A 23,804-nucleotide genomic window follows, 5' to 3' on the forward strand; every position below is an offset into this window, starting at 1 on the left:
AAGTCGTGTACTAGCGGCTTTGGTTCAAATTCGACTTGGGAGTTCTAATCTGGGCATCCAGCTTGGATAGTCTAGATAGCCCCAGGGCACGGTCAATTTCCTGCGAAAACAGGCTTGTCCAATCCGGAATCAATCGAACCAGGCGGCATAGATTTTCCTGAAGCTGCCGTCCTCGGCGGCGATGTGCAGCCACTGATCGACAAAGGCCTTCAGCGCGACGTCGCGCTGCAGCCAATAGGCCTTCTCGGCAAAGTCGAACGGCTTTTCCGGATGCACCGCGCAGAGCACGCCGGGGTGTTGCTTCTGCTGGTAGCGGGTCTCGGAAGAGTCCGTCATCATCAGGTCGGCGTTGCCCTTGGCGATTTCATCGAAAATCGTGACGTTGTCGTTCCACATCTTGATCTCGGCGTTCTTGATGTTCGCCTTGGCGAAGCGCTCATTGGTGCCGCCGGGATTGACGATGACGCGCGTGCCGGCCTTGTCGATATCGGTCATGGTCTCGTACTTGCCCTTGTCGGCGCAGCGGGCGATCGGCGTCTTGCCCTCGCGCATGATCGGCGTCGAGAACAATCCCTTCTTCTGCCGGTCGAGCGTGATCGAGACGCCGCCCATCGCGATATCGAAATTGTCGGCCTCGAAATCCTTCATCAGTTGCGGCCAGGCCGTCTGAACGAACTCGACCTTCACGCCGAGCGCCTTGCCAAGCGCTTCCGCCATGTCGACGTCGAAGCCGCGGAATTTCGACGTGGTCTTGTCGAAATAGGTGAACGGCTGATAGTCGCCGGTCATGCCGACCCGCAGCGTGCCGCGCTTGATGATCTCGTCGAGGCGGGAATTCGCCGGCTGCTGCGCGTGGGCGAAAACCGTCCAGAGCATGAGGAACGCAACACTGGCCAACATCCGAAACATCACGTCTTCTCCACCGCCGAAATAGATGACATCCTGAAACGATGGTGTCGGATTTAGACCAGATAGCAACGCGATGCCAGCCGGAGAAATCGAAACGTGACCATCTCGCTTCACGAAGCTTCCGTCGGCGTCTTCGTGCCGTATCTCGGCAACCTGTCCGGTCTTCTCGATCACGCCTCGGCCCATGCGGGAGCCCGAAACATCGATCCCGCCGTCCTTCTGAACATGCGGCTCTCACCCACCATGTACAGCCTGAAGCAGCAGGTTGGAGAAGCCAACCGGCATGCGGTCGTTGCCGGCGCGCTGCTGGCTGGCCGCGCTCCCCACACATTCTCAGACACTGAGCCCGACATCCCCGAACTCAAGGCACGGATTTCAGCGGCGATCGATTTCGTGCAAGGCTTGCCGCGCGGCGAGATCGAAGCTGCAGCCGACAAGGAAGTCGCCTTCACGTTCAAGAACGGCGCCCAACGAAAATTCACCGGAAAATCGTTGCTGCTGACGTTCAGCGTTCCGCAGTTCTTCTTTCACGTCACGACAGCATACGACATCCTGCGCCATGCCGGTGTCGATCTTGCCAAGAAGGATTTTTTGGGGCCGCCGAGATAGCCGTCAGACGGTGCGGTAAGGCTAAGCCTCGTCGCTGTCCTTGCGGACCAGGTTGACGGCGGCGCCGCGTCCGGTCATCTCGCTCTTCAATTGCTCGAAGCGCCGGCGTGCGTCGCTTTCGCGATCGTCCACCATCTGGACCGCGGCGTCCCTCGACATCGGGCCGGTGACGATCGGCGTGGAATTCTCGCCGATGGTCTCGTCGACATAATAGTCGCCATTCTCGAGCCGGACCGTCCACTTGAAGCGGATCGAGGCCATCGGACCGGGACCGTGCTTGGAGTAGCCGTGCGCCTCGATCGGCGCAGGAGCGACGGGGATGGGCGGAGGGCCCACGGGCGCATGCTCCGCGACCGCGGTTTTTTCGGGCTCGCGATGGCTCTCCGGGCGGTCGAGAATGCTGGCGATGGCCGCCAGCGCGTTGTCGGTCGGGTCGCTTTGAGTCACGATTCAGCCTCCGAGATCGGGGCGCCGTGAGCAGAATCAATGTCCCCGTTGCCGCCCCGTGTCTTTCCTCGTTACCGAATAAGGCTGAGCCTTGTCCATCCGTGGCGCTTTTGCGGCGGAGCTTAGGCACACATCGGCGGTATTCTGTTCTTCCACGGCCGCTCCTGTTCGAGTTGCCCGGCCAGCCGGAACAGGGTCGCCTCATCGCCAAACCTGGCCGAGAACATCATGCCGAGCGGCAATCCGGCCTTGTTCCAGGCTAACGGCACCGACATCGCCGGCTGTCCGGACATGTTGAACATGGCGGTCCCGGGCATATAGCGGCGCAGGATCGGGGCAATATGCGACAGATCCTCCGACATGGTGTTGAGTTCGCCGATCCGCAGCGGCGGCGAGCACAACGTCGGACACAGAAATACGTCGCAGCTCTCGAAGAAGGCGGCGAGGGCGCGTGAAATCTGAAAGGCCGCGAGCTGGGCCGCGACATAATCGGTCGAAGTTGTCTTCCTTGCGTTGTGTGCGCTTGCCAGCGTCAATATTTCAAAATCGTTTTCCGTTGCGTCTCGCCCGAGCCTTTGCTCGATCAGCCGCACCGTCAGCGCGGTGTTGCCGCCGACAATGGTGGCCATGACCGCGGCCGGATCAGCGGCAAGCACCGGCGCCCGTTCCTCGACGTGATGGCCGAGCCCCGCCAGGAGGCCCGCGATCTCCCGCACGGCTGCCGCGATTTCCGGATCGATAGCGTCGCCATACGGCGATTTGTCGGTGAAGGCGATGCGGAGCCGGCCGGGATCGCGGCTGACTTCCTGTGAAAACGGCCGTTCCGGAGGCGGCGCTACATAGGGGCTCGACGGTTCGGGACCGTGGATCGCATCCATCATGACCGCGCTGTCGCGCACGCTGATGCTCACGACATGACCGCAGGCGAATCCACCCCAGCCTTCACCGCGATCGGGGCCGAGCGGATTGCGGGCGCGGGTCGGTTTCAAGCCGAACACGCCGGAAGCGGAGGCGGGAATCCGGATTGAGCCGCCGCCGTCGCTGGCATGCGCGACGGGGAGGATGCGGGCGGCGACCGCCGCCGCCGCGCCGCCCGATGACCCGCCGGAAGAATGCTCGAGATTCCAGGGATTGCGGGTCGGCCCGTGCAGTCGCGACTCCGTCGTCGGCATCAGGCCGAATTCGGGACTGGCGCTCTTGCCGAAGATCGAGACGCCGGTATCGAGGAAACGGTGCGCCAGCGTGCCGCTGTGGTCGGCCACAAAATCCTTCAGGACCGTGGCGCCTGAGGTCGTGCGCGTTCCCTCCAGGAGGTCGAGGTCCTTCAGGAGGAACGGGACGCCGGTAAAGGGACCGTCGGGCAGGCCGCGCTCGATCTGGCGTTCGGCATAGTCGTAATGCTTGACGACGACCGCGTTGATCTGTGGATCAACCTTCGCGGTACGGGCGATGGCCTCGTCGAGCAATTGCTTGGCCGAGACCTGTTTGTTCCGAACCAGTTCGGCAAGGCCAACCGCGTCGTAATTGCCGTATTCCTTGAAGGCCATGCGCATACCTCGCTTGCCGGCCGGCCGGTGGCCCGACCGCGCCCTGGGTCATTGACTTGCGGACGATCTAGCTGAGCACGTCCTGATTGATCACGTTCTGGCGCAACGGATCGCCATCCAGCACGCTCAGAATGTTGCGGGCGGTCTGCTCGCTCATCCGGTCCACGGCTTCCACCGTGACGCCAGCGACATGCGGCGCCATGATGACGTTCGGCAAGGCGAGCAATGCCTGGCCGGCCGGCGGCGGCTCCTGCTCGAAAACGTCGAGGCCCGCACCGGCAAGCTTGCCGGAAACCAGCGCTGTGTGCAGGGCGGCCTCGTCGACGATTCCGCCGCGCGCCGTGTTGATCAGATAGGCTGATGGTTTCATCCGCTTCAGCCTGTCGGCATTGAGCATGCCGACCGTCTCCGGATTCTTCGGGCAATGGATGCTGACGAAGTCGGCGCGCGGCAGCGCAGCGTTGAGGTCGGCGACCGGTTCGTAGCCGGCGGCCTTGATGTCTGCGGCGGACTTGTAGGGGTCGAAAACCAGGACGTTCATTTCCATCGCGAGGCAGCGCTTGGCGGTGCGCGTGCCGATGCGGCCAAAACCAATGATCAGAACCGTCTTGCCGAACAGGTCGTAGGGCAGCATTCCGAGCCTATCGGCCCATTTGTCGTCTCTGACGAGCGAATGCATTTCCGTTGCGCGCTTGGCGAGCGTTAGCATCATGAACAGGGCATGTTCGGCAACGGACGGCGAATTGGCGGTGCCCGCCACCATCAGCGGGACCCTGCGGCGGCTGAGTGCGGGGACGTCGACGGCGTCGAACCCGACGCCGATCCGGGTCACCACCAGCATGTCTTTCGAGGCTTCGAGTTCGGGCTCGCCGAAACGGGTGCCGCCGAGGGCGACGCCGTGGACCGGCGCATGCGCCTTCAGCTTGGCTTCGAAATCCTTCTGCGAAATCATGTTGGGAAATTCGACGAGTTCGATGTCGTCCCGCGCGTGAAGCAGCGCTCGTCCCGGTTGCGACATCGATTCCGTGACGAAGATTTTCTTCTTGTTGGTAGTCATTTCCTGCCCTTGATCTCCAGCAATTGCGTCGTCAAAGGACGACGCCGGTCACCTCGTTTAGCAGGTGCATGTTGTTGAGGTCCACAGCCAATCGGAGTGGGCCGCCGTCGTGCGCGCCGGCATTGGGATTGACCCGGCCGCAGACCTGCGAGCCCTCCACCGTAAAATAGATCAGCGTCTCCATTCCCATCGGCTCGGTGACATCGAGCACCGTGTCGAAGGTCTCCACGCCCGGCTCGGAATGCTGTTTGGCCTCGGTGATGTGCTCGGGCCGCAGTCCCAGCAGCAATTTGTCGGTGCGCGGGACGCCCTGATAGCGGGCGGCGCGCGCCGGCGGCAGCGGGAAGGCGACGCGATCGGTAAGCCGGATGTGCAGTTTGCCGGCGAAATCCTCCAGTCGGCAGGGGATGAAATTCATCGCCGGCGAGCCGATGAAGCTGGCGACAAATTTCGTCGCCGGCTTGTGATAAAGCTCGTTCGGCGTACCGATCTGCTCGATGCGGCCATGGTTCATCACCACGACGCGGTCGGCCAGCGTCATCGCCTCCACCTGATCGTGAGTCACGTAGACGGTCGTGGTACGGACCTTCTGGTGCACTTTCTTGATCTCGATCCGCATCTGCACACGCAGCTTGGCATCGAGGTTGGACAGCGGCTCGTCGAACAGGAACACCTTCGGATTGCGCACGATGGCGCGGCCCATGGCGACGCGCTGACGCTGGCCGCCGGACAATTGCTTCGGCTTGCGATCGACCAGCTCGACAATGTCGAGCATGCGCGCCGCCTCGTCGACGCGGCTCTTGATCTCGGACTTCGGATAGCGCTTCAGCCGCAATCCGAACGACATGTTCTCCGCAACCGTCATGTGCGGGTAGAGCGCGTAGTTCTGAAACACCATCGCGATATCGCGGTCCTTCGGCGGCACGTCGTTGACGACGTCGCCGCCGATCATGATGTCGCCGTCGGAGATATCCTCCAGGCCGGCGATCATCCGCAGCGTAGTCGACTTGCCGCAGCCCGAAGGCCCGACCAGCACGACAAACTCATGGTCGGCGATGTCGAGATCGATGCCGCGCACCGCCTCGACCTCGTCATAACGCTTGACAACCTTCCGCAACGTCACGTCAGCCATGAGATCAACCCTTTGTCGCACCGGCGGTCAGGCCGGCAATGTAATAGTCCATCAGGAAAGCGTAGATGATCAGCGGAGGCGCGGCACCGAGCAGGGCGCCGGTCATGATCTGGCCCCAGTTGAACACGTCACCCTTGATCAACGTGGTGATGATGCCGACCGGCAGCACAAGCTGGTCGGTGGATGTCGTGAACACCAGCGGATAGAGGAACTGCGCCCACGAGACCGTGAAGGCAAAGATAGTCGCGGCGATCAGACCGGGCATCGCGACCGGAATGAAGATGCGCGTCAACGTCTGAAACCAGGACGCGCCATCGATAATGGCAGCCTCGTCGAGCTCCTTGGGGATAGACGCGAAATAGCCGATCATGATCCAGGTACAGAACGGCACCGTGAGCGTCGGATAAACGATCAGCAGCACGTACCACCGGTTGATCAACTGAATCCCGGTCCAATCGCCAAAGGCCGCGAACATCTTGAACAGCGGCAGAAACAGCAGCGTATCGGGGATGAGATAGGTCAGAAAGACGCCGGTCGCGAGCGTCGCCGATCCCCAGAACCGCATGCGAGACAGCGCGAAGGCCGCGGGCACGCTGATCAGCATGGTGATCGTCACCACGATGATCGATACCCATGCCGAATTCCAAAAGAACGTCAGGAACTGGTTCGATGTCAGCAATCCGACGTAATTTGAAAGGGTTGGATGGAATACCCACCACGGATTGGTCGCCGCCGAGATTTCGGCGCTGCTCTTCAACGAGGTGATCAGCATATAGAGCGGAGGCACCAGCGAGAAGATCGCAAACAGGACGAGAAAGAAGTATGACCATCGCAGCGCCCACGTCCGGTCGCGGCTTATACTGCCGTATTTGACCTTGCGGGTTGGCGCAGCCTTGTCGATCACAACGGAGCTTGTCATCAGGCTTCATTCCCGCGTTTGTTGATGTCACGGAGAATGAAGATCGCCGCGATCGCCAGTATCGGAAACATGAACAGCGAGACGCTGGCGCCGAGCGGAATGTCACCGCCCTCAATACCGAGGCGGAACGCCCAGGTCGCGAAAATATGCGTGTGATCCAGCGGACCGCCGGCGGTCAGGATTCGAACGATATCGAAATTCGCGAAGGTGACGATCAGCGAGAACAGCGTCGTGATCGCGATGATGTTGCGCATCATTGGCAGCGTCACATACCAGATCCGCTGCCACCAGTTGGCGCCGTCGATCGCCGCTGCCTCATAGAGCTGCTCGGGCACCGACTTCAGTGCAGCCAGGTACATGATCATGAAGAATGGCGCACCATACCAGACGTTGACCAGGATGACCGAGAAGCGCGCCCAGACGGCATCGCCGGTCCAGGGGATCGGTCCGATGCCGAAGAATGAAAGCGTATAGTTGAAGGCACTGTAGGAGGGGTCGAACAGCCAAAGCCAGGCGAGCGTGCTCATCGCCGGTGGAATAACCCACGGCACCAGCAGCATTCCACGCCACTTGCGTTGACCCTTAGCGGGAATGTTGTGAACGAAATGCGCGACGACAAAACCGATCAGCGCCTTGAAGGCGACGGCGGTGATGGCAAAGATGCACGATTGCTGCACCACCAGCCAAAATGTTTGCCGTTTGAACAGGAATTCAAAGTTCCCCAAGCCAACGAAGCGTTGCATCGACTTGTTCAGGGTCGCCAGATGCAGCGAATAGAAAGCCGGATAAAGAACCAGAATTGCGATCAAGAGGATCAGCGGCAGAGTCATGAGGAAAGCCGCCGTGGACTTTCGCTTCATGGTGGTTCGCAGGCTTGAGCGCCTTCGCGTCCCGGCACCAGCAGCGCGGTTCGACTGAAGTGTGACATCGACCATGACGCATCGTCCTCGCGGGATGTATCACCGGGAAGACGGCGCTGGCCGATTTCCTGGTGCTGACAGAGTAGTGAATCCGCGCCGCGGCAGCGCGCTCGGATGGCTGCCGCGGCGAAGTCCTTCGCCTCAGCTCCGCATGAAGCCTTCGCACTCGCCTTCCGCCCAGGCGAGCGTGCTTTCCATCTTTTCCCCCTGACCGTAGCGCAGGCACATTTTCGTCAGCGTAGCCTGCACGTAGATCTGCTGAGCTATCTTCGGCGGGGCCGGCGAGGCCGCGATCGACAGCGTCTGATGGTTGAAGGGGTTGGGGTAGTGATAGAGGGTGCCCTTCGGTGGCCCTTCCTCGGCCCAGGTCTTCAGCGTCGTCAGTTTCTCGTATGCCGGCAGGTCGTATCCGCCGCTGGCTGCAACGAGTTTCTCGATCGAGGTTGGCTGCGAGAGGTGCGTAATGAGGCTCTTCGCGGCGGCCTTGTTCTTGGAGAAGCTCCACACTGCCAGGAAGTAGGGAAGGTGCGGCGCAAAGCGGCCCTTCGGTCCCTTCGGAAAACCGTGCGTCCAACACTGTTCGGCCACCTGCGGTGCATCGCGCTTGGCGACAGCCCATGCGCTTGGCGGGTTCATGATCATGGCGCCCTTACCGGACACCAGCCACCTGTTGTTCGAGGCATCATCCCATGCACCTACATCGGGCGGGAGGAACGCGATCAGCTTCTTGTAGTACTCGAGCGCCTGCCGCACCTCGTCGGTCTTGACCGTCAGGTTGCCCTTGGCATCGACAAGCTGCGCGCCGAAGGACTGGAAGATCGCGCCCGCCGTGTCGACGGAGTCGGAGGTTTCGCCCAAGCCGATCCCGAAGGGAACGCCTCCTTTGAAGCAGGCTTCCGCAGCCTTCAGGAAGGTATCGGTTGTCCAGTTGTCCGCCTTCGGCTGGGAGCCGGCGGGATACATTTCCTGCACGTCGATATTGGCGAATTTCTTCATCAGATCGATGCGGGTGCAGGGTCCCTTGATCTGGCTGCCGATGCAGAAGGGAACAGCATGCCATTTGCCATTGAGCTGGCCGAGATACTTCACCGTGTCGTTGACCGCGCCGTTCTGCGCAATCAGCGGCGTCATGACGTCGTTCATCGGCTCGAGCAGCTCAGTTTGAGCGTGCGGCCACCAGGTCGGCATCGCAAGAATATCGTGGCCAGACTTCGCTTGAGCCTCGGCGGCGATAGTGATCTCGTTTTTCCTGCCGTTGCTGGTAATGTAGTCGATCTTGACTTCGACCTTCTCCTTGTCGGCCCATTCTTTGACGAGGTCCGTGGACGCGTTGTTGGCGCCGGGCACCCAGTGGTCCCAGAACCCCATCGAAAGCGATCCTGCAGCGTGGGCGCCACGCACATAAGGCGCGGTGACGAGGGCTGCGGATGACAGCGCAGTAGCAGCAATGAATTGTCGGCGAGAAAGCTTCTTGCGTGACATGGTGTTTCCTCTTTGCTTGCTTTTTTGTTGTCGTCTTGTCGTTCCTCTTCTTATCTTGTCGGCATTCACGCGATCGCGCCGATCGGGGATGGCGTGCGCCTCGCGGAGATTTGGTTGCGCAATCAGAACAGAATTAAACGCGTCTGTCGAGAAATGACATCTGCGACGTTCTAGAACTAACGTTGCGTTCAAATTTCCAGCCATCGGAATTCTGTAATGCCGCTCTGCACGGCATATTGCGTTGCACACGCCGTCACGACCGCGAGAGAGTTTAGGATTGCGGTGGTGCCGCGGGGTTCCTGTTCCATGGGTTTGGCGCACCGGCACCGGCGAATACGGTCAGCGCCGCAGCTAGACTTGCGCGTCGCTGAGACGATAAGATTCGGATTCGAGGATGCCAGTGCCGGCTAACGACTACGGAGATCAATAATGAGGAGTCCGACATCCAAACTGCGCACGCGGTGGAAAGTGTGCGCGGCCATGGGGTTGGCCGCTATCATGCTTCTCAACGCGCCGAAGCCTGTGGACGCGCAGGTGGTTCAGGGTGTCGAGAAGGGCGCCCGCGAGGGTAACAGGGCGGCCGGACCGGTCGGCGGCGTACTTGGCGGGGCCATCGGCGGCGTCGTTGGCGTCGTGACCGGAGTCACCGGCGTGCTGACCGGCGCAACAGGCAGCAAGTCTGGTCCGGCGCCGGCGGCAAAAGAAAGCAAACAGGGAGAAAGCAAGCAGGGCGACGCAGCGAAGCCGGCGAAGGGAGCCAAGGGTGGCAAGAAGGAAGCGGCCAAACAACAGGCCGCCGCTACCCAAGCCGCCGCGCCGCAACTGACGGCCGAACAGATCGTCACCAACAGCGACGCCAATATCGAGCGGATCAAGAAGGAGCTAAACCTCACGCCTGAACAGGAGAAGCATTGGGCCGGGTTCAATAGTGCGATGCACTATCTCGGTCACAATGGCGCCGATCGCCTCAACCTGCGCATTGCGCGCGCCAAGCGCGATCCGCCCGATGACATCATCGAGCAGATGCGCAATGAAGCCCAATTTCTCAACGATCGCGCCGTCGACCAGCGCAACGTGGCCGATGCGGCCGAGCCGCTGTTCGCCAGTCTGAACGACAGGCAAAAGGCGGTCTTCATTCAGGAAATGGTCAATCTGAGCCACGAGCGCGGGCTCGACTAGCGGGCCGGCCGGACGAATAGCCGGGTACGCATGCCTTGGGGTAGGTTGAAAGGCGCGGCACCCGGCTATTCTGCCGCAGCGGCGCGGCTTCTCCCAATCTCATTGCAATGATGATGAAACCCTGACGGACTCGCGCCTTACTGATGGCTGACTTGCGGCGTTGTCGGGAACTTCATTCTTTGACGGGCAGTGTGGCGCCCCAAACACCATTGCGCCTTGGCACCGCAGCACCGAAAACCAATTCGGCGGGGTCGGATGCCGCCGAATTAAGCTCCGGACCCCATTGATGGTAGCGGAGCCTCAGCTTTTCGGAAAATTCAGTTCGACGCCGACGCCATCGGGATCGTAGAGGAAGAATTGCGTATCGCCGGTCCGCGGCACGATGCTCTCGCGGAATTTGACGCCTTTCGACTGCAGGCGCTTGCGCATACCATCGGCATCGGTTGCCGCAAAGGCGATGTGGTCAAGCCGTCCGGTATCCTCGTACTTCTTCTCCGTACCGCGCACGACGATGCCCTCGCGCGGCTTGCGCGTGCCCATCAGATGTACCGTGGCGGTGCCGCCGGAATAGAGCCAGTAGCCGGGGAAGTCGAGCGGAGGGCGGTCGCCGTTCTCCAGGCCCAGCACGTCGCAGTAGAAATCCTTGGTGCGCTCAAGGTCAGATGGTTCGATGGTGTAGTGCTGCAATCCGCCAAGTCCCATGGTCGTTCTCCCATAGCGTTTTCGAGCGAAGTGGATACCGGTTCGCGTGAAGAAAACGCGTCAAAATAAGAATCCAGAGCTTCGGTTCTGGTTCGATCAGAACCGAAGCTCTAGACAAAGCTGAGGTCGGTATCGACGCCCATCATCCAGGCGCCGACAGTTTCAAAGTGCCTGAGCTGGCCCTGCAACTGCTGGGTCACGGTATGGATGTCGCGGAAGCGCCGCTCCAGCGGATGGTTCTCGAAGATCGCGGTGGCGCCTGCGGCGTTGTAGGCGAAGTCGACAGCCTCGCGCGCCTTGTGAATGGCGTGGGTGGAGGCCATGCGGATGTTCATGCGCTGCGCCACCGTGATGGTCGCGCCCGCGCGGAGGTCTTTCCAGGTGTCGGCCATCGACTGCAACACGTAGCCGCGCGCGGCGCGGAGATTGACTTCCGCCTGGGCGAGGTTGCACTGAACCACGGCATTGTCCCGCAACGACGCCCTCGCGCCACGCGGCACCTTGTTGCGCATCGTCTCGACGAAATTGTCGAGCGCGGTGCGGGCAATGCCGCAGGCGACGCCGGCGAAACCCACCTGGTAACAGGTGTGATTGCTCATGCGGTAGAGCGGGCCGCGCTCGCGGCATTCCCGGTCGAACTCACGGGTGATCGAATGGTCTGCGCGTACGAAGAAGTCAGTGAGCGCGAATTGGTCGCTGGCGGTGCCGCGCAGGCCAACGGTGTTCCAGATATCCGTCCACTCGACATCTTCGGAGCGGACCAGCATGGTACGTTCGAGCGGGACGCCGTTGGCGTCGTATTTGGGCGAACCGTCGGCTGCATGGATCGGGCAGTGTGCCCCGAGCCAGGTCGCATGCCGGCCGCCGGATGCAAAGGACCACACGCCGGTCACGCGGTAGCCGCCCTCGCATTCGACCGCGCGAACCCTGGGGCCGGGCCCCCACGCCAGCACCGCGCGCGGATCGGCGAAGATCGCCTGTGCCACCGGCAGATCGAGATAGGCTGCCGACATCGCGCAACCGCCGGCCTGGCTGAGGCACCAGGCGGTAGAGGCATCAGCCTTAGCGATGGTTTCGATGACGTGGAAAAAAGTTACGGGATCGGTTTCGATCCCGTTGGTCGAGCGGGGCAACAACAGGCGGAACAATTGCGCGTCATGCAGCCTGTCGAGCAGTGCGGGCGGCAGCCGACGAGTGGTCTCGATCTCGTCGGAAGCTGCCGCGACATCAGAACGGATGGCCTCGGCCCGGGCGATCACCGCCTGGTCGCCGGCAAGATCGGGAGAGTCTGCAATCGGTGTATTCAAGACCATGCCCGCCGGTCCCATCTCGTCCATGTGCCTGTCATTGGTGGAAAAGCTATCGTGCCATCGTCGCGATCGGCAAGTCCATGGTGACGCGGAGCACATCTGCGAATAAGCGGTTGGGATTTCGTGCCGCTCTGCACAATGGAGCCCGAATACGATCGCCTTCCGCACGCCGCGCTTAATTCCCATTTCCCCGGGCGCACGCGCCGACTTGTTTAAGTTTTTGCGCTAGTCTGGCGGTTTGGCCGCGATCGATCGGGACGGAACGGACGGAATGGAAGAGAAGCGAAAGTATCCGCGAACGGAAATCGACGAGCCCGCCTATGTTTCGTCGGGCGGTTCCGTCATGCGTTGCGTGGTGCGGAACATCTCGCGCGAGGGGGCCGCGATCGATGTCGACAATCCGGCCTTCGTCCCGCAGCACTTTCACCTGGTGATGGCAAAAGATCCATCGATCGTGCACGAGTGCCGGGTGACCTGGATCCGGAGGAATCGTATCGGCCTGACTTTCATGAAGGTCGCGGATGCGGGCACGGTCGCAGAACCACAGCCAACGTAGCGGGGGGCACTAAGCGCGCTACTCGATCCGCAACTTTGCATCGCGCACCACCTTGCCCCACTTGTCCATTTCCAGCCTGATACGTGCGCCGAACTGATCCGGCGTATTCGCAACCGCCTTGAAGCCGAGCGTCGTGAGGCGCTCTTTGACATCAGCCTGTGCGACGATCCCGGCGATCTCGCGATGGAGCAGATCGACGATCTCTTTCGGCGTGCCCGCGGGCGCGACGATGCCCGTGAGCGTGTCGGCGTCCTGATCCTTCACGCCCTGTTCGGCGAAGGTCGGCACGTCGGGCATCCCGACGGCACGTTCCGCTGATGCCACGCCCAGCGCGCGCAGTTGTCCGCTCTGCACCGCCGACAGGGCAGGCGGCAGCGCGGTGAAGGCGATCGGCGTGTGCCCGCCGACCGTTGCCTGGATCGCCGGCCCAGCCCCCGTAAAAGGCACGTGCACCAGGTCGAGTTTGAAGGCGAGCCGGAAAAGCTCGCCGCCCAGATGCGGCGTCGAACCGATGCCGGGCCCGGCAAAGCCGTACTTGCCGGGATTGTCCCGGATGAGCTGCACCAGCTCCGGGAGGGTCTTGGCGGGCACTTGTGGGTTGACCACCACGACATTCGGTGACACCGCGACCAGCGTCACTGGCGCGAAATCCTTGACTGGATCGTACGGCACCTTGGCGTAGAGGCTGGGATTTACGACGAAGCCGGTGCTGATCACCATGATGGTGTAGCCGTCCGGCGTCACGCGCGCGACCTGGCCGGCTGCGGTATTGCCGCCGGCGCCGCCGATATTCTCGACGAAGAATTGCTGGCCGAGCTTGTCGGTAAGCTTCTGGGCGACGATGCGGGCGATCGCATCGGTCGGTCCGCCGGCGGGAAAGCCGACCACGACGCGCACCGGCTTGCTCGGATAGCCTTGCGCCGACGCTGCCATGATGCCGGATAGCAGCCACGTCGCTGCCAACATTATTCGCAAACCTGCGGCCACGGCGCTCTCCCCAATATGTTTGTTGTTGGGGCTATCATCGGCGAGGCGGCGCCGCCGGACAAGAGGCTATTGCGACGGCCCGCGGTCGTCACTTCTTGAGCAGAGGCTTGATCCGCTCTTCCAGCTCCTCGAACGACATCGAGCCCTGCAGCCGCAGCCCGTTGAGAAAGAAAGTCGGCGTCGACGTGACCTTCACTTTCTGATGGGCGTATTGCTGATCGGCGTTCAGCTTGTCGAACTGCGCCTGGTCTTCCTCGCAGGTCTTGACGTCCTGCTCGCTCATGCCGTGCTGCCTTCCGACATAGATCAGCGTATCCTTGGTCTGCGCCATCAGGCGGTCCTGCAGCTTGAATAGCATCTCGACTGCGCCGAGGTATTTTTCGGAATCGCCTTTACCGATGCAGCGCGCCAGTATCGAAGCTGCGGCGGCCTTGATGTCGAGCGGAAATTCCCGGAACACGAATCGTACCTTGCCGGTATCGATATATTTCGACCGCAACATCGGGAACACATTCTGGCCGAAGGCTGCGCAATGCGGGCAACTCATCGAGGAATATTCGGTGATGGTGATTGGCGCGTTTGCAGATCCGATTGCAATGTCCGGCAGCGATACCGGTTTGGCGACCGCTGCGGCAATCGCGCTTTGCGCGACGGCGGCGCCCGGGACGGCCGGTGATGCACAAGCAAGGAGGACGGCGAAGGCAATGCGACAGCGAACGTTCAACGCTTACTCCGAAACGGATCGGCAAAGGGCGAGCCGGCAAGCCTGCGGCCTATCGACCATTCTACCGGTTTCGCGCGCCAAGGCCATCCGGCTGCGATCGCAGTTGACTGTGAATTGATCGCGATCCGATCAAAGGCGCCAGAAAGTAGACGGCCCATCAATAAAAATGCCCCGCACCGCGGTCTTTGCGACCAGCGATCGCCGGGCAGTCTTAGGAGAAAACGGCGAGATCGCCGAATGATGCGGACATCATCGTCGGGCATCATGTAGATCGACATTCCGCCCTTTCAGCTGCGTTCGCATTGACCTGGATCCCAGCCCGCCTGCCGGTGTTGAGTACGAGCGCGACCAGAGCCGGCCGCGCGCAGGCGCGGGACCCGGGCTTCGATGGATGTCGCGGTCAGTGCTTCACGCGATGCGGTTCCATGCGTGCTTGCCGGGGGCCGGTGTATAGCACGCCGGATGTTCGAACTCGTCATGACCCGCCAGGTGCGTGACCTCAACGCAATTGGCATTCAGGCGGTCGTTGTCGACCAGCCGCTCCGCCAACACCAGCGCTTGGGAGGGGCCGACCGATTGAACTTCGATCTGGCGTTGCAGGCACTTGAAGCTATGGCCATCGGAATTGCAGAGATCTTTGTAGAAGGAGACGCGATAATTGTTCATCTTGCACTCCCGTCCTTCCGGCACCATGTCGGCCAGCTTATACTCTCATGCGTCCATGTCTGCCAGCCACTGGCGATTGCGCAACACGATTTGATGGGCGCTCGAAAATTCCAGGACGCCCTGGTCGCCGAGCTGTGAAAGCGCCCCGCGAAGCGGTTTCCAGCGTCAGGCCGAGGTAGTCGCCGATGTCGCGGCGACACATCGGCTCAGGGCCATCATGCCGGCTTTGGCGAGCCGACGGTCCATTTCCAGCTCCATCGCGGTCTTGCGGCCCAGAAGCAACATCTGGTCTTCGGCGTGCCGGAGGCCGCTTGCGGTCATGGTCCTGAGATTATGGGCGACCTGGACATTCGATCCCGCGGCGGCTTCCAGGCTGCGGCGCTTCGCCAGACGGACGGTGGTGTCGGCGACCGCTTCAGCCGTCAGGCAATGGGCCAAACCTGCATCGAGGCCGAACACGTCGCCCGGCGGATGGAACGCGCCGATCGGGCGGCGTCCGTCGTTGAGGAGCTTGTAGGTCCGGACCGAGCCGCGGACCACCCGATAGACGTACTCGGAGGGCTCACCCTCGCCGTAGAATTTCCTCGTCCTTCCGGTAGGAAAACTTACTGGCAATCACACCCGCGCAGATCGCGATCACGCTGAACTGGTCGGTGGCCGGGACATTCTGGCCGCGCGGGGCGGGGAAAGCCTTGGCTGCCGGGACTGCCGGGGCGGTGATCGTCTGGGTGAGCATTTGCCATCTCCTCGATTCGGGAGCGCCAGGTCGCGTCTGCAGCAGATTGGCGCGAATGTAACGATTCCCTGTTCCATGCATCAAGAAGCGGCACAACGCCATGACTGGCGCGACCCTGCTGACGTAGCCATGTTAGAGAGAGTTCGCTCGGGCTCGATTGACGAGGATCAAATGCTGCTCGGGTGCACCGGATAGGCTGCACACCCTTGCGTGAGGATATCAGACGAAATGCACGCCATGGTCCTGACGGCGCCCGGCGCGCCGCTGCGGTTTGAAGCGCGAGAGGATCCGGTACCGGGACCCGGCGATGTGCGCGTCAAGGTCGGCGCCTGCGGCGTGTGCCGGACCGACCTGCACGTCGTCGATGGAGAATTGCCTGATATCGCCTATCCGGTCGTGCCTGGCCACGAGGTGGTCGGCCGGGTGGAGGCGCTTGGTCCCAATGTGACATCTCTTGCGATCGGGGAGCGGGTCGGCGTTCCCTGGTTGGGCTATACCTGCGGCGAGTGTTCCTATTGCCGGAGCGGCCGGGAAAACCTCTGCGACCGCCCACTCTTTACCGGCTACACGCGCGACGGCGGCTTTGCCACGCATCTGGTCGCGGACGGCCGCTATTGCTTTCCGCTCGGCGAGACTGGCGACGATGTCGCCATCGCGCCGCTGCTTTGCGCGGGCCTGATCGGCTGGCGCTCGCTGGTGATGGCGGGCGAGGGAAAGCATCTCGGCATCTTCGGCTTCGGTGCGGCCGGGCACATCATCGCGCAGGTAGCGCGCTGGCAGGGACGTTCGGTTTACGCGTTCACCCGTGCGGGCGATGTCGAGGCGCAGCGTCTTGCAAAATCGCTCGGCGCAGAATGGACCGGCGGGTCGGAGGAACAGCCTCCGCTACCACTCGACGCCGCCATCATCTATGCGCCGGTCGGCTCCCTCGTGCCATTGGCATTGCGCGCTGTGCGCAAAGGTGGGCGCGTGGTGTGCGCCGGCATTCACATGTCGGACGTTCCGTCGTTCCCTTATCACATCCTCTGGGAGGAACGGCAGTTGCTTTCGGTCGCCAATCTGACGCGCGGCGACGGGATCGCGTTTCTTGAGGTCGCGGCGCAAGCGGGCATCAGAGCGCACACGAGCGTGTTTCCGTTCCAGGAAGCGAATGAAGTCCTCTCGAAGCTGCGCGCCGGGCAGATCACTGGCGCCGCCGTGCTGCAGCCATGACCGTGCGACCGCGCGCCGATACAGCCGCAGCCGGGGCTGACCTGCAGCAGCAGGTGCTCAATTTCCTCGACGCTTCCAGCTTCGGTCCGGCCAAGGGCGGCAAGCGGATCGACACCCATGCCTCGATGGTTTTTCTTGGAGCCGATCGGGCATTGAAGATCAAGCGAGCCGTGCGCTTGCCGTTCCTCGATTATTCCACGCTGGAGAAGCGCAAGCGGGCCTGCGAAGAGGAACTGAACGTCAATGCCCGTAACGCCCCCGAAATCTACCGGGGCGTCGTCGCCATCACGCGCAATTCCGACGGCGCCCTCGAAATCGGCGGCTCCGGCACTCCGGTCGAATGGGCGGTCGAAATGACACGGTTCGACGAAAATCAGTCGCTCGAACGTGTCGCGGCATCGGACACGATCGATCCATCGCTTGCGATGGCCGTGGCCGATGCGATTCTGCGATCCCACGACAAGGCGCCGCGCGCCGGCGGTGAAAGCTGGCTCGCCTCCCTTCAACCGATCATCGAACGCAATAGCGCAAAATTTCGCACCGTGCGCGGACTTGACGGCGTTGCCATCGATCAACTCGACGCTGACAGCCGCGATTCTGCCACGACGCTGCAACCGCTGCTCAGGCAGCGTGCCGCGCAAGGGTTGGTGCGCCGCTGCCACGGCGACCTCCACCTCGCCAATATTGCCTTGGTGGACGGCCGGCCTGTGCTGTTCGATGCCATCGAATTCGATCCCGTCATTGCCACGACGGACGTGCTCTACGATCTCGCCTTTACGCTGATGGATTTGATTCACTTCAATCAGGCAGCGGCGGCGAGTACGGTGTTCAATCGCTACCTTGCGAAGGCAGGGGATGAAGGCCTCGAGGGCCTGCGCCTGCTGCCGCTGTTTCTGTCGGCGCGGGCGGCAATCCGCGCGCATGTGCTGTTCATGAAGAGCGAACAGGCCGGAGGGAACGACGCGGTCTGGCAGGAGGCCAAGCGCTATTTCGATCTGGCAGGACGCCTCATTGCGCCCAAGCCGCCGCTGCTGGTGGCGATCGGCGGGTTGTCGGGCACCGGAAAGTCGGTGCTAGCACGCGGGCTCGCAGGCCTGATTGAGCCGCCGCCCGGCGCGGTCATTATCCGCTCGGATGTCATCCGCAAGGATCTGTTCGGCGCCAGCGAAACCACTGGCCTGCCGGAAACCGCCTATCGGCCCGATATCGGGAAACGTGTATATGACGTGCTGTCGAGCACCGCGCAGCGTGTCCTCGCCCAGGGTTGTTCGGTGGTGCTCGATGCCGCTTATCTGCAGGAAGCGGAACGGACGGAGATCGAGGCTCGAGCGGATGCGCATGGCGTACGCTTCGTGGGCCTTTTCCTCACGGCGGATCTCGCGACGCGGCTGGCACGGATCGAGCAGCGCAAGGGCGATGCGTCTGATGCAACGCGGAATGTTGCCCTGAAGCAGGAGACTTTCGCGATCGGCGCGGTAAACTGGCATATGATCGATGCCTCAGGGACACCCGACCAGTCGCTGCGCAACGCCTGTGTTTCCTTGCTTGCGGTGCCTGGCGAGCAATAAAGATGAGAAACGGTCAAACAAGAACGACCAGCCGACCCAAGGCCTCCGAGGCGGCGGGTCTCGATTGTGCAACCGCATTCCAGAAGATGACGCTCGGCTGTGTCGCTGATATCAAGGCCCACCACAGCAGCGCGTGCGCCGGCGATGCCGAGGCCGTGCATCAGATCCGGGTCGCGATCACCCGGTTGCGCGCTGCCGTAGCTTTTTTTGCGCCGATCGTGGTCGATTCGGAATGGCTTCGGCTGAAGAAGGAGATCGCCTGGCTGAATGGCCCGCTCGGCGCCGCGCGCGACAGCGACGTCGTGATGGAATATGCGCGCCGCAAGCGATACTGCGCTTGGGCTGAGCGCATGGTGGGCGAGCAGCTCGATCAGCACCAGACGCGGGATCACCGCCGCCTGGTTCGCTCCCTGCGCTCCGCCCGGACGCAACGTCTGATCGCAGCAATGGCGCGCTGGATCAGACAAGGACCATGGTTTGAGCGCTACAAGCGGCGCAAGGACGCGGAGACTCTGCAATCGTATTGCGCGCGCGAATTCGACCTCTGGCACGAACGGTTGATCCGAAAGGGGCAGCACCTGAAGACCTTAGGCGCGTCGAGCCGCCACCGGCTGCGGATCAAGGTCAAACGCTTCCGCTACATGCTGGAAGCGCTGACGGAAACCGTCGCGCCACGGGGCCGGGGCGAATTGCGTCACCTGCACCGGCCGGCGAAACGGCTGCAGCGCGCACTGGGCGACCTCCGCGACCTCAAGCGCTTCGCCGGGCTTGCCAGCGGATCGCCACAGGCGGAGAATGGCAATCGAGGCAAGAAGCATCCGCCGGGCTATCGCCGTCGAAAGGAAAAGCTGCTCGGCGCCGCCATCGCGGCTCATCGCGATCTCATGCACGCCGGAGCCCGCTGACGCCGCCGCTCGCATACTTCCGCTCGGAAGCGTCCAGGTTTGATGTGCGTCAACCTCGGCCATTCGCCCGTCGGTTACCTTGCCGGCAGCAACCGTAACGGGGGCCGCATGCCCTCGCGAATGTGCGGGAGAATGGCGATGTTCAGGAACATTCTGGTTCATATTCCCTCCGAGCGGCCGGTCAGGCCGGTGATTGACGTCGCTGTCGCGCTGACCATTGCGCGCCGGTCGCATCTCGATGCGGTCGCCATCGGCTATGAATCAATGAGTGCCGCCGGGATGATTGTCGAGGGCGGCGGCGCGGCTGTTGGCGCCGTCATGGAGGCTGAACAGGCGCGCGCCCAGGAAAGAGCGAACGCCGCGATCGCCATGTTCGAGATCGAGGCCAAGCTCGCCAAAATCGCCTACGGCACCAGGACCTTCGCGACCATTCCCGCGGAGGCCGGGCGGACCATCAGCGCGCTTGCCCGGCTGTACGACATGACGATCGTGCTGCAGCCGGAACCTGCGAAGGCCAGCCACGACAATGAGATTCCGCGGCAGATCCTGTTCAATTCCGGCGGGCCGATGCTGATGGTTCCCCATATCCAAAAGGGACCGCTTGACGCCCACCATGTCGGCATCGCCTGGGACGGCAGCCGCCCTGCCGCCCGCGCGGTACGCGATGCGATGCCGTTTCTGATGGGTGCGAAGGCCGTGACCGTGATTGCGGTCAATGAGGAGGCAGGTGAAGCCTCATCGGACCAGCTTGCCGCGCATCTGGCGCGGCGCGGCATTGCGGCCCGGGTGCAGCGGATGACGGCGGATCGCGTTCAGGGTGCCATTCTATCGATCGCGGCCGAAAGCAATATGGGCCTCCTGGTGATGGGTGGATACGGCCATTCGCGATTGCAGGAGAGAATTCTGGGTGGTGTCACACGCAGCATGTTCGACTCCATGACCGTGCCGGTGCTGATGTCGCACTGATTTCGGGGTGGGGCGAGCGGGGAATGCGGCCTTCCGGCTCGGCCGGCTTCCGCATGTCACTGGGAACACATCGCGTGGGATATCGGTTCACAGGTGTCCGCGACCCGCCGGATAGCAAGGCCTGATGTCGACCTATCGTCTGAAAAATCTGCTTTCGCCGCATTCTGTCGCACTGGTCGGGGCCAGTCCGCGCCGTGCCTCGGTCGGCCGCGCCATTCTCAACAATATTCGTAAAGCCCAGTTCAAAGGCGAATTCGGCCTCGTCAATCCGCGTTATCACGAGATCGATGGTGTCGCGACCGCCGGCACCATCGAAAAACTGGCTTTTGCGCCCGAACTCGTCGTCCTCACCGCGCCGGCCCGCACCATCGCAGGCCTGATCGATGAGGCGGGCCGCCGTGGCGCGGCGGGCGCGGTCATTGTCAGCGCCGGGCTCGGTCATGGTCCGGGCTCGATGGCGGATGCAGCGGAGCGCGCCGCGCAAAAACACGGTATGCGCCTGATCGGCCCGAATTGCCTGGGCATCATGATGCCGGGCGTCAGTCTCAATGCGAGCTTTTCCGCGCATATGCCGGCCGCGGGAAATCTGGCGCTGATCTCACAGTCCGGCGCCATTGCCGCGGGCATGGTGGATTGGGCGGCACAGCGCGCCGTCGGCTTCTCCGGCATCGTTTCTATCGGTGACCAGCTCGATGTCGATATCGCCGATCTGCTGGATTGCTTCGCGCTCGATGAAAAGACCCATGCCATCCTGCTTTACATCGAAGCCATCAAGGATGCCCGCAAATTCATGTCGGCAGCACGCGCCGCCGCGAGAATCAAGCCGGTCGTCGTCGTCAAATCAGGCCGCATGGCGCAAGGCGCGAAAGCCGCCGCAACCCATACCGGCGCGCTGGCCGGGGCCGATGCCGTCTACGACGCCGCGTTTCAGCGCGCCGGCATCCTGCGCGTATCGGACTTGCGCGAATTGTTCGACTGCGCCGAGACGCTCGGGCGGCTTAAATCACCGCCGGGAAAGCGGCTTGCGATCCTGACCAATGGCGGCGGTATCGGCGTGCTCGCGGTCGACCGGCTGGTCGAACTCGGCGGTGTTCCCGCCGACATTTCGCCTGCAACCCGCGAGAAGCTCGATGCGGTGTTGCCCCCGACATGGTCGAAATCGAACCCGGTCGATATCGTTGGCGACTCCGATCCCGCACGTTATGCCGCGGCGCTCGAAGTGTTGCTGGCGGATCCGAGCAATGACGCCGTGCTGGTGATGAATGTCCAGACCGCGATCGCCCGCGCCGATGACATTGCCGCGGCCGTCATCGGCGTGGTCGGGAAATATCGCGCCGAACGCCGCATGTCGCCGAAGCCCGTGCTGGCGGTCTGGGTCGGGGCGGACCACTCGATCAGCGACTTGTTGAGCGGCGCGGGAATTCCGAATTATCAGACCGGCGGCGACGCTGTCCTCGGCTTCATGCATTTGGTGCGCCATCGCGAGGTGGTGGAGGCGCTGGCGCAGGTTCCGCCCGCCATGCCGAGCGGGTTCGCTCCAGATGCCGATGCAGCGCGGCAGATCGTTGCCGCGGCGCTGGCCGATGGCCGCTCCTGGCTCGATCCGATCGAAGTCAAGCGGCTGCTCGATACCTACGACATTGCCGCCGTGCCGACATCTGTCGCCGCTGATGCCGAAGAGGCGGTTGTTCATGCGAACGCGCTGTTCGCGCAGGGTTCGACTGTCGTACTCAAGATCATGTCGCGAGACATCGTGCACAAATCCGACGTCGGCGGTGTTGTGCTCAACCTCACCAACGCCGACGCGGTGCGCAAGGCAGCCGCCGAGATTCTCGCGCGCGCAAGATCGCTGCGGCCGAAGGCGCGGATTTCGGGCGTGATGGTGCAGGCGATGGTGGTGCAGGCAAAGGCGCGCGAACTCATTCTCGGCCTCGCCGACGATCCGACCTTCGGCACGGTCGTCGTATTCGGCCGCGGCGGCACGGCGGTCGAGATCATCAGCGACAAGGCGCTGGCGCTGCCGCCGCTCGACCTGCAACTGGCGCGTAGCCTGATCGAGCGCACCCGCGTCTCGCGGCTGTTGCGCGCCTATCGCGACGTGCCTGCGGTGAAGCAGGACGCCGTCGCGATGGTTCTGGTCAAGCTGGCGCAGATGGCCGCCGACATTCCCGAAATCCGCGAGCTTGATATCAACCCGTTGCTGGCAGATGAAGCTGGCGTACTCGCCGTCGACGCGCGCGTCGCGATCGGGCGCGTGGAACGGAAGTTTCGCGGTTCGGGCCCGGCGAATTTCGCCGTACGGCCTTATCCCTCACGATGGCAGCGTCACATCGAAGTCAAGGATGGCTGGCGCGTGTTCGTTCGTCCGATCCGGCCCGAGGACGAGCCGTTGATCCACGAGATGTTGAAGCACGTCACGATGCAGGACCTCCGGCTACGGTTTTTCGCTCCGATGAAGGAATTTTCCCATGAGTTCATTGCCCGCCTGACCCAGCTCGACTATGCACGCGCAATGGCCTTTGTCGCGCTCGACGAGGCGACCAACGAGCTGGTTGGCGTGGTCAGGATCCATTCAGACTCGATCTATGAGAGCGGCGAATATGCGATCCTGTTGAGGTCGGACCTCAAGGGCAGGGGGCTCGGCTGGACCCTGATGCAGATGATCATCGAATATGCAAAATCCGAGGGGTTGAAAGCCATCTCCGGGGACGTGCTGGCCGAGAACACGGTCATGCTCGCAATGTGCCGCGGCCTGGGCTTCGAGGTGAAGTCGGACCCCGTCGAGCACGACATCTGCAACGTCAGGCTGACGCTTTGAACCGATCGATCCGACGCTGCTCGCGTCAGTTGTGGTATTTCTCGTGCCGCTGGCACTGACGCTCGGCGGGCATCGGCCTGATGGGTTTTCTCTGGTCGCTCGCTGGCGCGCGATTGCCGATGACGAACCTGTTCATCCGAACTATTCCGGTCGAGCACGGCCGAATGCCGCCAATACGAGTGGGTGAGGGACGATGGCGTTTGCACTGCACAATGGTGAATGCTTGGCAGGCTTTCACAATTCGCGCACTCTCCGCACGAGTCGGTCATGACATCGGGGATGCGCATGGACGTCACGGAAGTCGTTGTTGTCGTCTTGCTGGCGATTTGGGGCCCGCCTCTGCTGTTCGTGGCGTTTCTGTTACGGCCAATCAAATTGGCCGGCTCACGAGCCAAGCGATGAGGAACAGCCAACCGGCCATAGCAAGCACGATGGCGATCAAGTAGCTCACCG

General features: G+C 62.4%; 21 protein-coding genes and 1 pseudogene. 8 read left to right on the plus strand and 14 right to left on the minus strand.

Annotated elements, in window-relative coordinates:
* Positions 1–129 precede the first annotated feature (129 nt).
* Positions 130–909 carry a transporter substrate-binding domain-containing protein gene (locus V1288_RS27570; protein ID WP_334360023.1) on the minus strand — a complete coding sequence of 260 codons (780 nt, stop codon included), beginning with the start codon at positions 907–909 and terminating at the stop codon, positions 130–132.
* 96 nt (positions 910–1,005) lie between these two features.
* Here V1288_RS27570 and V1288_RS27575 point away from each other — a divergent pair, with 96 nt between their 5' ends.
* The gene (locus V1288_RS27575; protein WP_334360024.1) at positions 1,006–1,518 is read left to right on the plus strand and encodes a DUF1993 domain-containing protein; all 513 of its coding nucleotides are present in this window, start codon (positions 1,006–1,008) and stop codon (positions 1,516–1,518) included.
* Positions 1,519–1,539: 21 nt separating this feature from the next.
* On the opposite strand, the gene V1288_RS27580 is transcribed toward V1288_RS27575, so the two are convergent.
* From V1288_RS27580 to V1288_RS27610, 7 genes are all read right to left on the minus strand, one after another.
* On the minus strand, positions 1,540–1,965 hold the full coding sequence (locus tag V1288_RS27580) for a hypothetical protein (protein WP_334360025.1): 426 nt from the start codon (positions 1,963–1,965) through the stop codon (positions 1,540–1,542).
* A gap of 122 nt (positions 1,966–2,087) precedes the next feature.
* Positions 2,088–3,512 (minus strand): amidase, encoded by a 1,425-nt coding sequence (locus V1288_RS27585; protein ID WP_334360026.1) that lies wholly within the window; start codon positions 3,510–3,512, stop codon positions 2,088–2,090.
* A gap of 67 nt (positions 3,513–3,579) precedes the next feature.
* The gene (locus V1288_RS27590) at positions 3,580–4,569 is read right to left on the minus strand and encodes a hydroxyacid dehydrogenase (protein WP_334360027.1); all 990 of its coding nucleotides are present in this window, start codon (positions 4,567–4,569) and stop codon (positions 3,580–3,582) included.
* A 31-nt stretch (positions 4,570–4,600) separates the two neighbouring features.
* The gene (locus tag V1288_RS27595; RefSeq protein WP_334360028.1) at positions 4,601–5,701 is read right to left on the minus strand and encodes an ABC transporter ATP-binding protein; all 1,101 of its coding nucleotides are present in this window, start codon (positions 5,699–5,701) and stop codon (positions 4,601–4,603) included.
* A gap of 4 nt (positions 5,702–5,705) precedes the next feature.
* Entirely contained in the window at positions 5,706–6,620 is a 915-nt protein-coding gene (locus V1288_RS27600) for a carbohydrate ABC transporter permease (RefSeq protein WP_334360029.1), read from the minus strand.
* The gene (locus V1288_RS27605) at positions 6,620–7,555 is read right to left on the minus strand and encodes a carbohydrate ABC transporter permease (RefSeq protein WP_334360030.1); all 936 of its coding nucleotides are present in this window, start codon (positions 7,553–7,555) and stop codon (positions 6,620–6,622) included. The genes V1288_RS27600 and V1288_RS27605 overlap by 1 nt, the downstream gene beginning before the upstream one ends.
* 126 nt (positions 7,556–7,681) lie before the next feature.
* Positions 7,682–9,022, minus strand: a complete 1,341-nt coding sequence (locus V1288_RS27610; protein WP_334361416.1) for an ABC transporter substrate-binding protein — start codon at positions 9,020–9,022, stop codon at positions 7,682–7,684.
* Positions 9,023–9,451: 429 nt separating this feature from the next.
* Here V1288_RS27610 and V1288_RS27615 point away from each other — a divergent pair, with 429 nt between their 5' ends.
* A complete protein-coding gene (locus V1288_RS27615; RefSeq protein ID WP_442893860.1) occupies positions 9,452–10,201 on the plus strand; it encodes a Spy/CpxP family protein refolding chaperone in 750 nt (249 codons plus the stop codon).
* A gap of 300 nt (positions 10,202–10,501) precedes the next feature.
* Here the strand turns inward: V1288_RS27615 and V1288_RS27620 are convergent, their stop codons facing one another.
* Both V1288_RS27620 and V1288_RS27625 read right to left on the minus strand, forming a co-directional pair.
* A complete protein-coding gene (locus V1288_RS27620; RefSeq protein WP_334360031.1) occupies positions 10,502–10,903 on the minus strand; it encodes a VOC family protein in 402 nt (133 codons plus the stop codon).
* Between the two features lie 110 nt (positions 10,904–11,013).
* The gene (locus V1288_RS27625) at positions 11,014–12,240 is read right to left on the minus strand and encodes an acyl-CoA dehydrogenase family protein (RefSeq protein ID WP_334360032.1); all 1,227 of its coding nucleotides are present in this window, start codon (positions 12,238–12,240) and stop codon (positions 11,014–11,016) included.
* Between the two features lie 211 nt (positions 12,241–12,451).
* On the opposite strand from V1288_RS27625, the gene V1288_RS27630 reads away from it, so the two are divergent.
* Entirely contained in the window at positions 12,452–12,769 is a 318-nt protein-coding gene (locus V1288_RS27630; RefSeq protein ID WP_334360033.1) for a PilZ domain-containing protein, read from the plus strand.
* 18 nt (positions 12,770–12,787) lie between these two features.
* On the opposite strand, the gene V1288_RS27635 is transcribed toward V1288_RS27630, so the two are convergent.
* The 4 genes and pseudogenes from V1288_RS27635 to V1288_RS27650 all read right to left on the minus strand — a co-directional run bounded on the left by V1288_RS27635 (position 12,788) and on the right by V1288_RS27650 (position 15,882).
* On the minus strand, positions 12,788–13,735 hold the full coding sequence (locus V1288_RS27635; protein WP_334360034.1) for a Bug family tripartite tricarboxylate transporter substrate binding protein: 948 nt from the start codon (positions 13,733–13,735) through the stop codon (positions 12,788–12,790).
* 109 nt (positions 13,736–13,844) lie between these two features.
* Entirely contained in the window at positions 13,845–14,480 is a 636-nt protein-coding gene (locus V1288_RS27640; RefSeq protein ID WP_334360035.1) for a DsbA family protein, read from the minus strand.
* A gap of 408 nt (positions 14,481–14,888) precedes the next feature.
* Positions 14,889–15,146: a hypothetical protein gene (locus tag V1288_RS27645; RefSeq protein WP_334360036.1), complete on the minus strand. Its 258-nt coding sequence runs from the start codon at positions 15,144–15,146 to the stop codon at positions 14,889–14,891.
* Positions 15,147–15,191: 45 nt separating this feature from the next.
* Positions 15,192–15,882 (minus strand): annotated as a pseudogene (locus V1288_RS27650) (cyclic nucleotide-binding domain-containing protein).
* Positions 15,883–16,110: 228 nt separating this feature from the next.
* Here V1288_RS27650 and V1288_RS27655 point away from each other — a divergent pair.
* From V1288_RS27655 to V1288_RS27675, 5 genes are all read left to right on the plus strand, one after another.
* A complete protein-coding gene (locus tag V1288_RS27655) occupies positions 16,111–17,094 on the plus strand; it encodes a zinc-dependent alcohol dehydrogenase family protein (protein WP_334360037.1) in 984 nt (327 codons plus the stop codon).
* On the plus strand, positions 17,091–18,662 hold the full coding sequence (locus tag V1288_RS27660) for a bifunctional aminoglycoside phosphotransferase/ATP-binding protein (protein WP_334360038.1): 1,572 nt from the start codon (positions 17,091–17,093) through the stop codon (positions 18,660–18,662). Before V1288_RS27655 ends, V1288_RS27660 begins: the two co-directional genes overlap by 4 nt.
* A 2-nt stretch (positions 18,663–18,664) precedes the next feature.
* Entirely contained in the window at positions 18,665–19,567 is a 903-nt protein-coding gene (locus tag V1288_RS27665) for a CHAD domain-containing protein (protein ID WP_334360039.1), read from the plus strand.
* Positions 19,568–19,705: 138 nt separating this feature from the next.
* On the plus strand, positions 19,706–20,533 hold the full coding sequence (locus V1288_RS27670) for a universal stress protein (RefSeq protein WP_334360040.1): 828 nt from the start codon (positions 19,706–19,708) through the stop codon (positions 20,531–20,533).
* A 124-nt stretch (positions 20,534–20,657) separates the two neighbouring features.
* Entirely contained in the window at positions 20,658–23,351 is a 2,694-nt protein-coding gene (locus V1288_RS27675; protein WP_334360041.1) for a bifunctional acetate--CoA ligase family protein/GNAT family N-acetyltransferase, read from the plus strand.
* Positions 23,352–23,804 lie beyond the last annotated feature (453 nt).

The sequence above is a fragment of the Bradyrhizobium sp. AZCC 2176 genome (genome assembly GCF_036924645.1).
Lineage (GTDB): Bacteria > Pseudomonadota > Alphaproteobacteria > Rhizobiales > Xanthobacteraceae > Bradyrhizobium.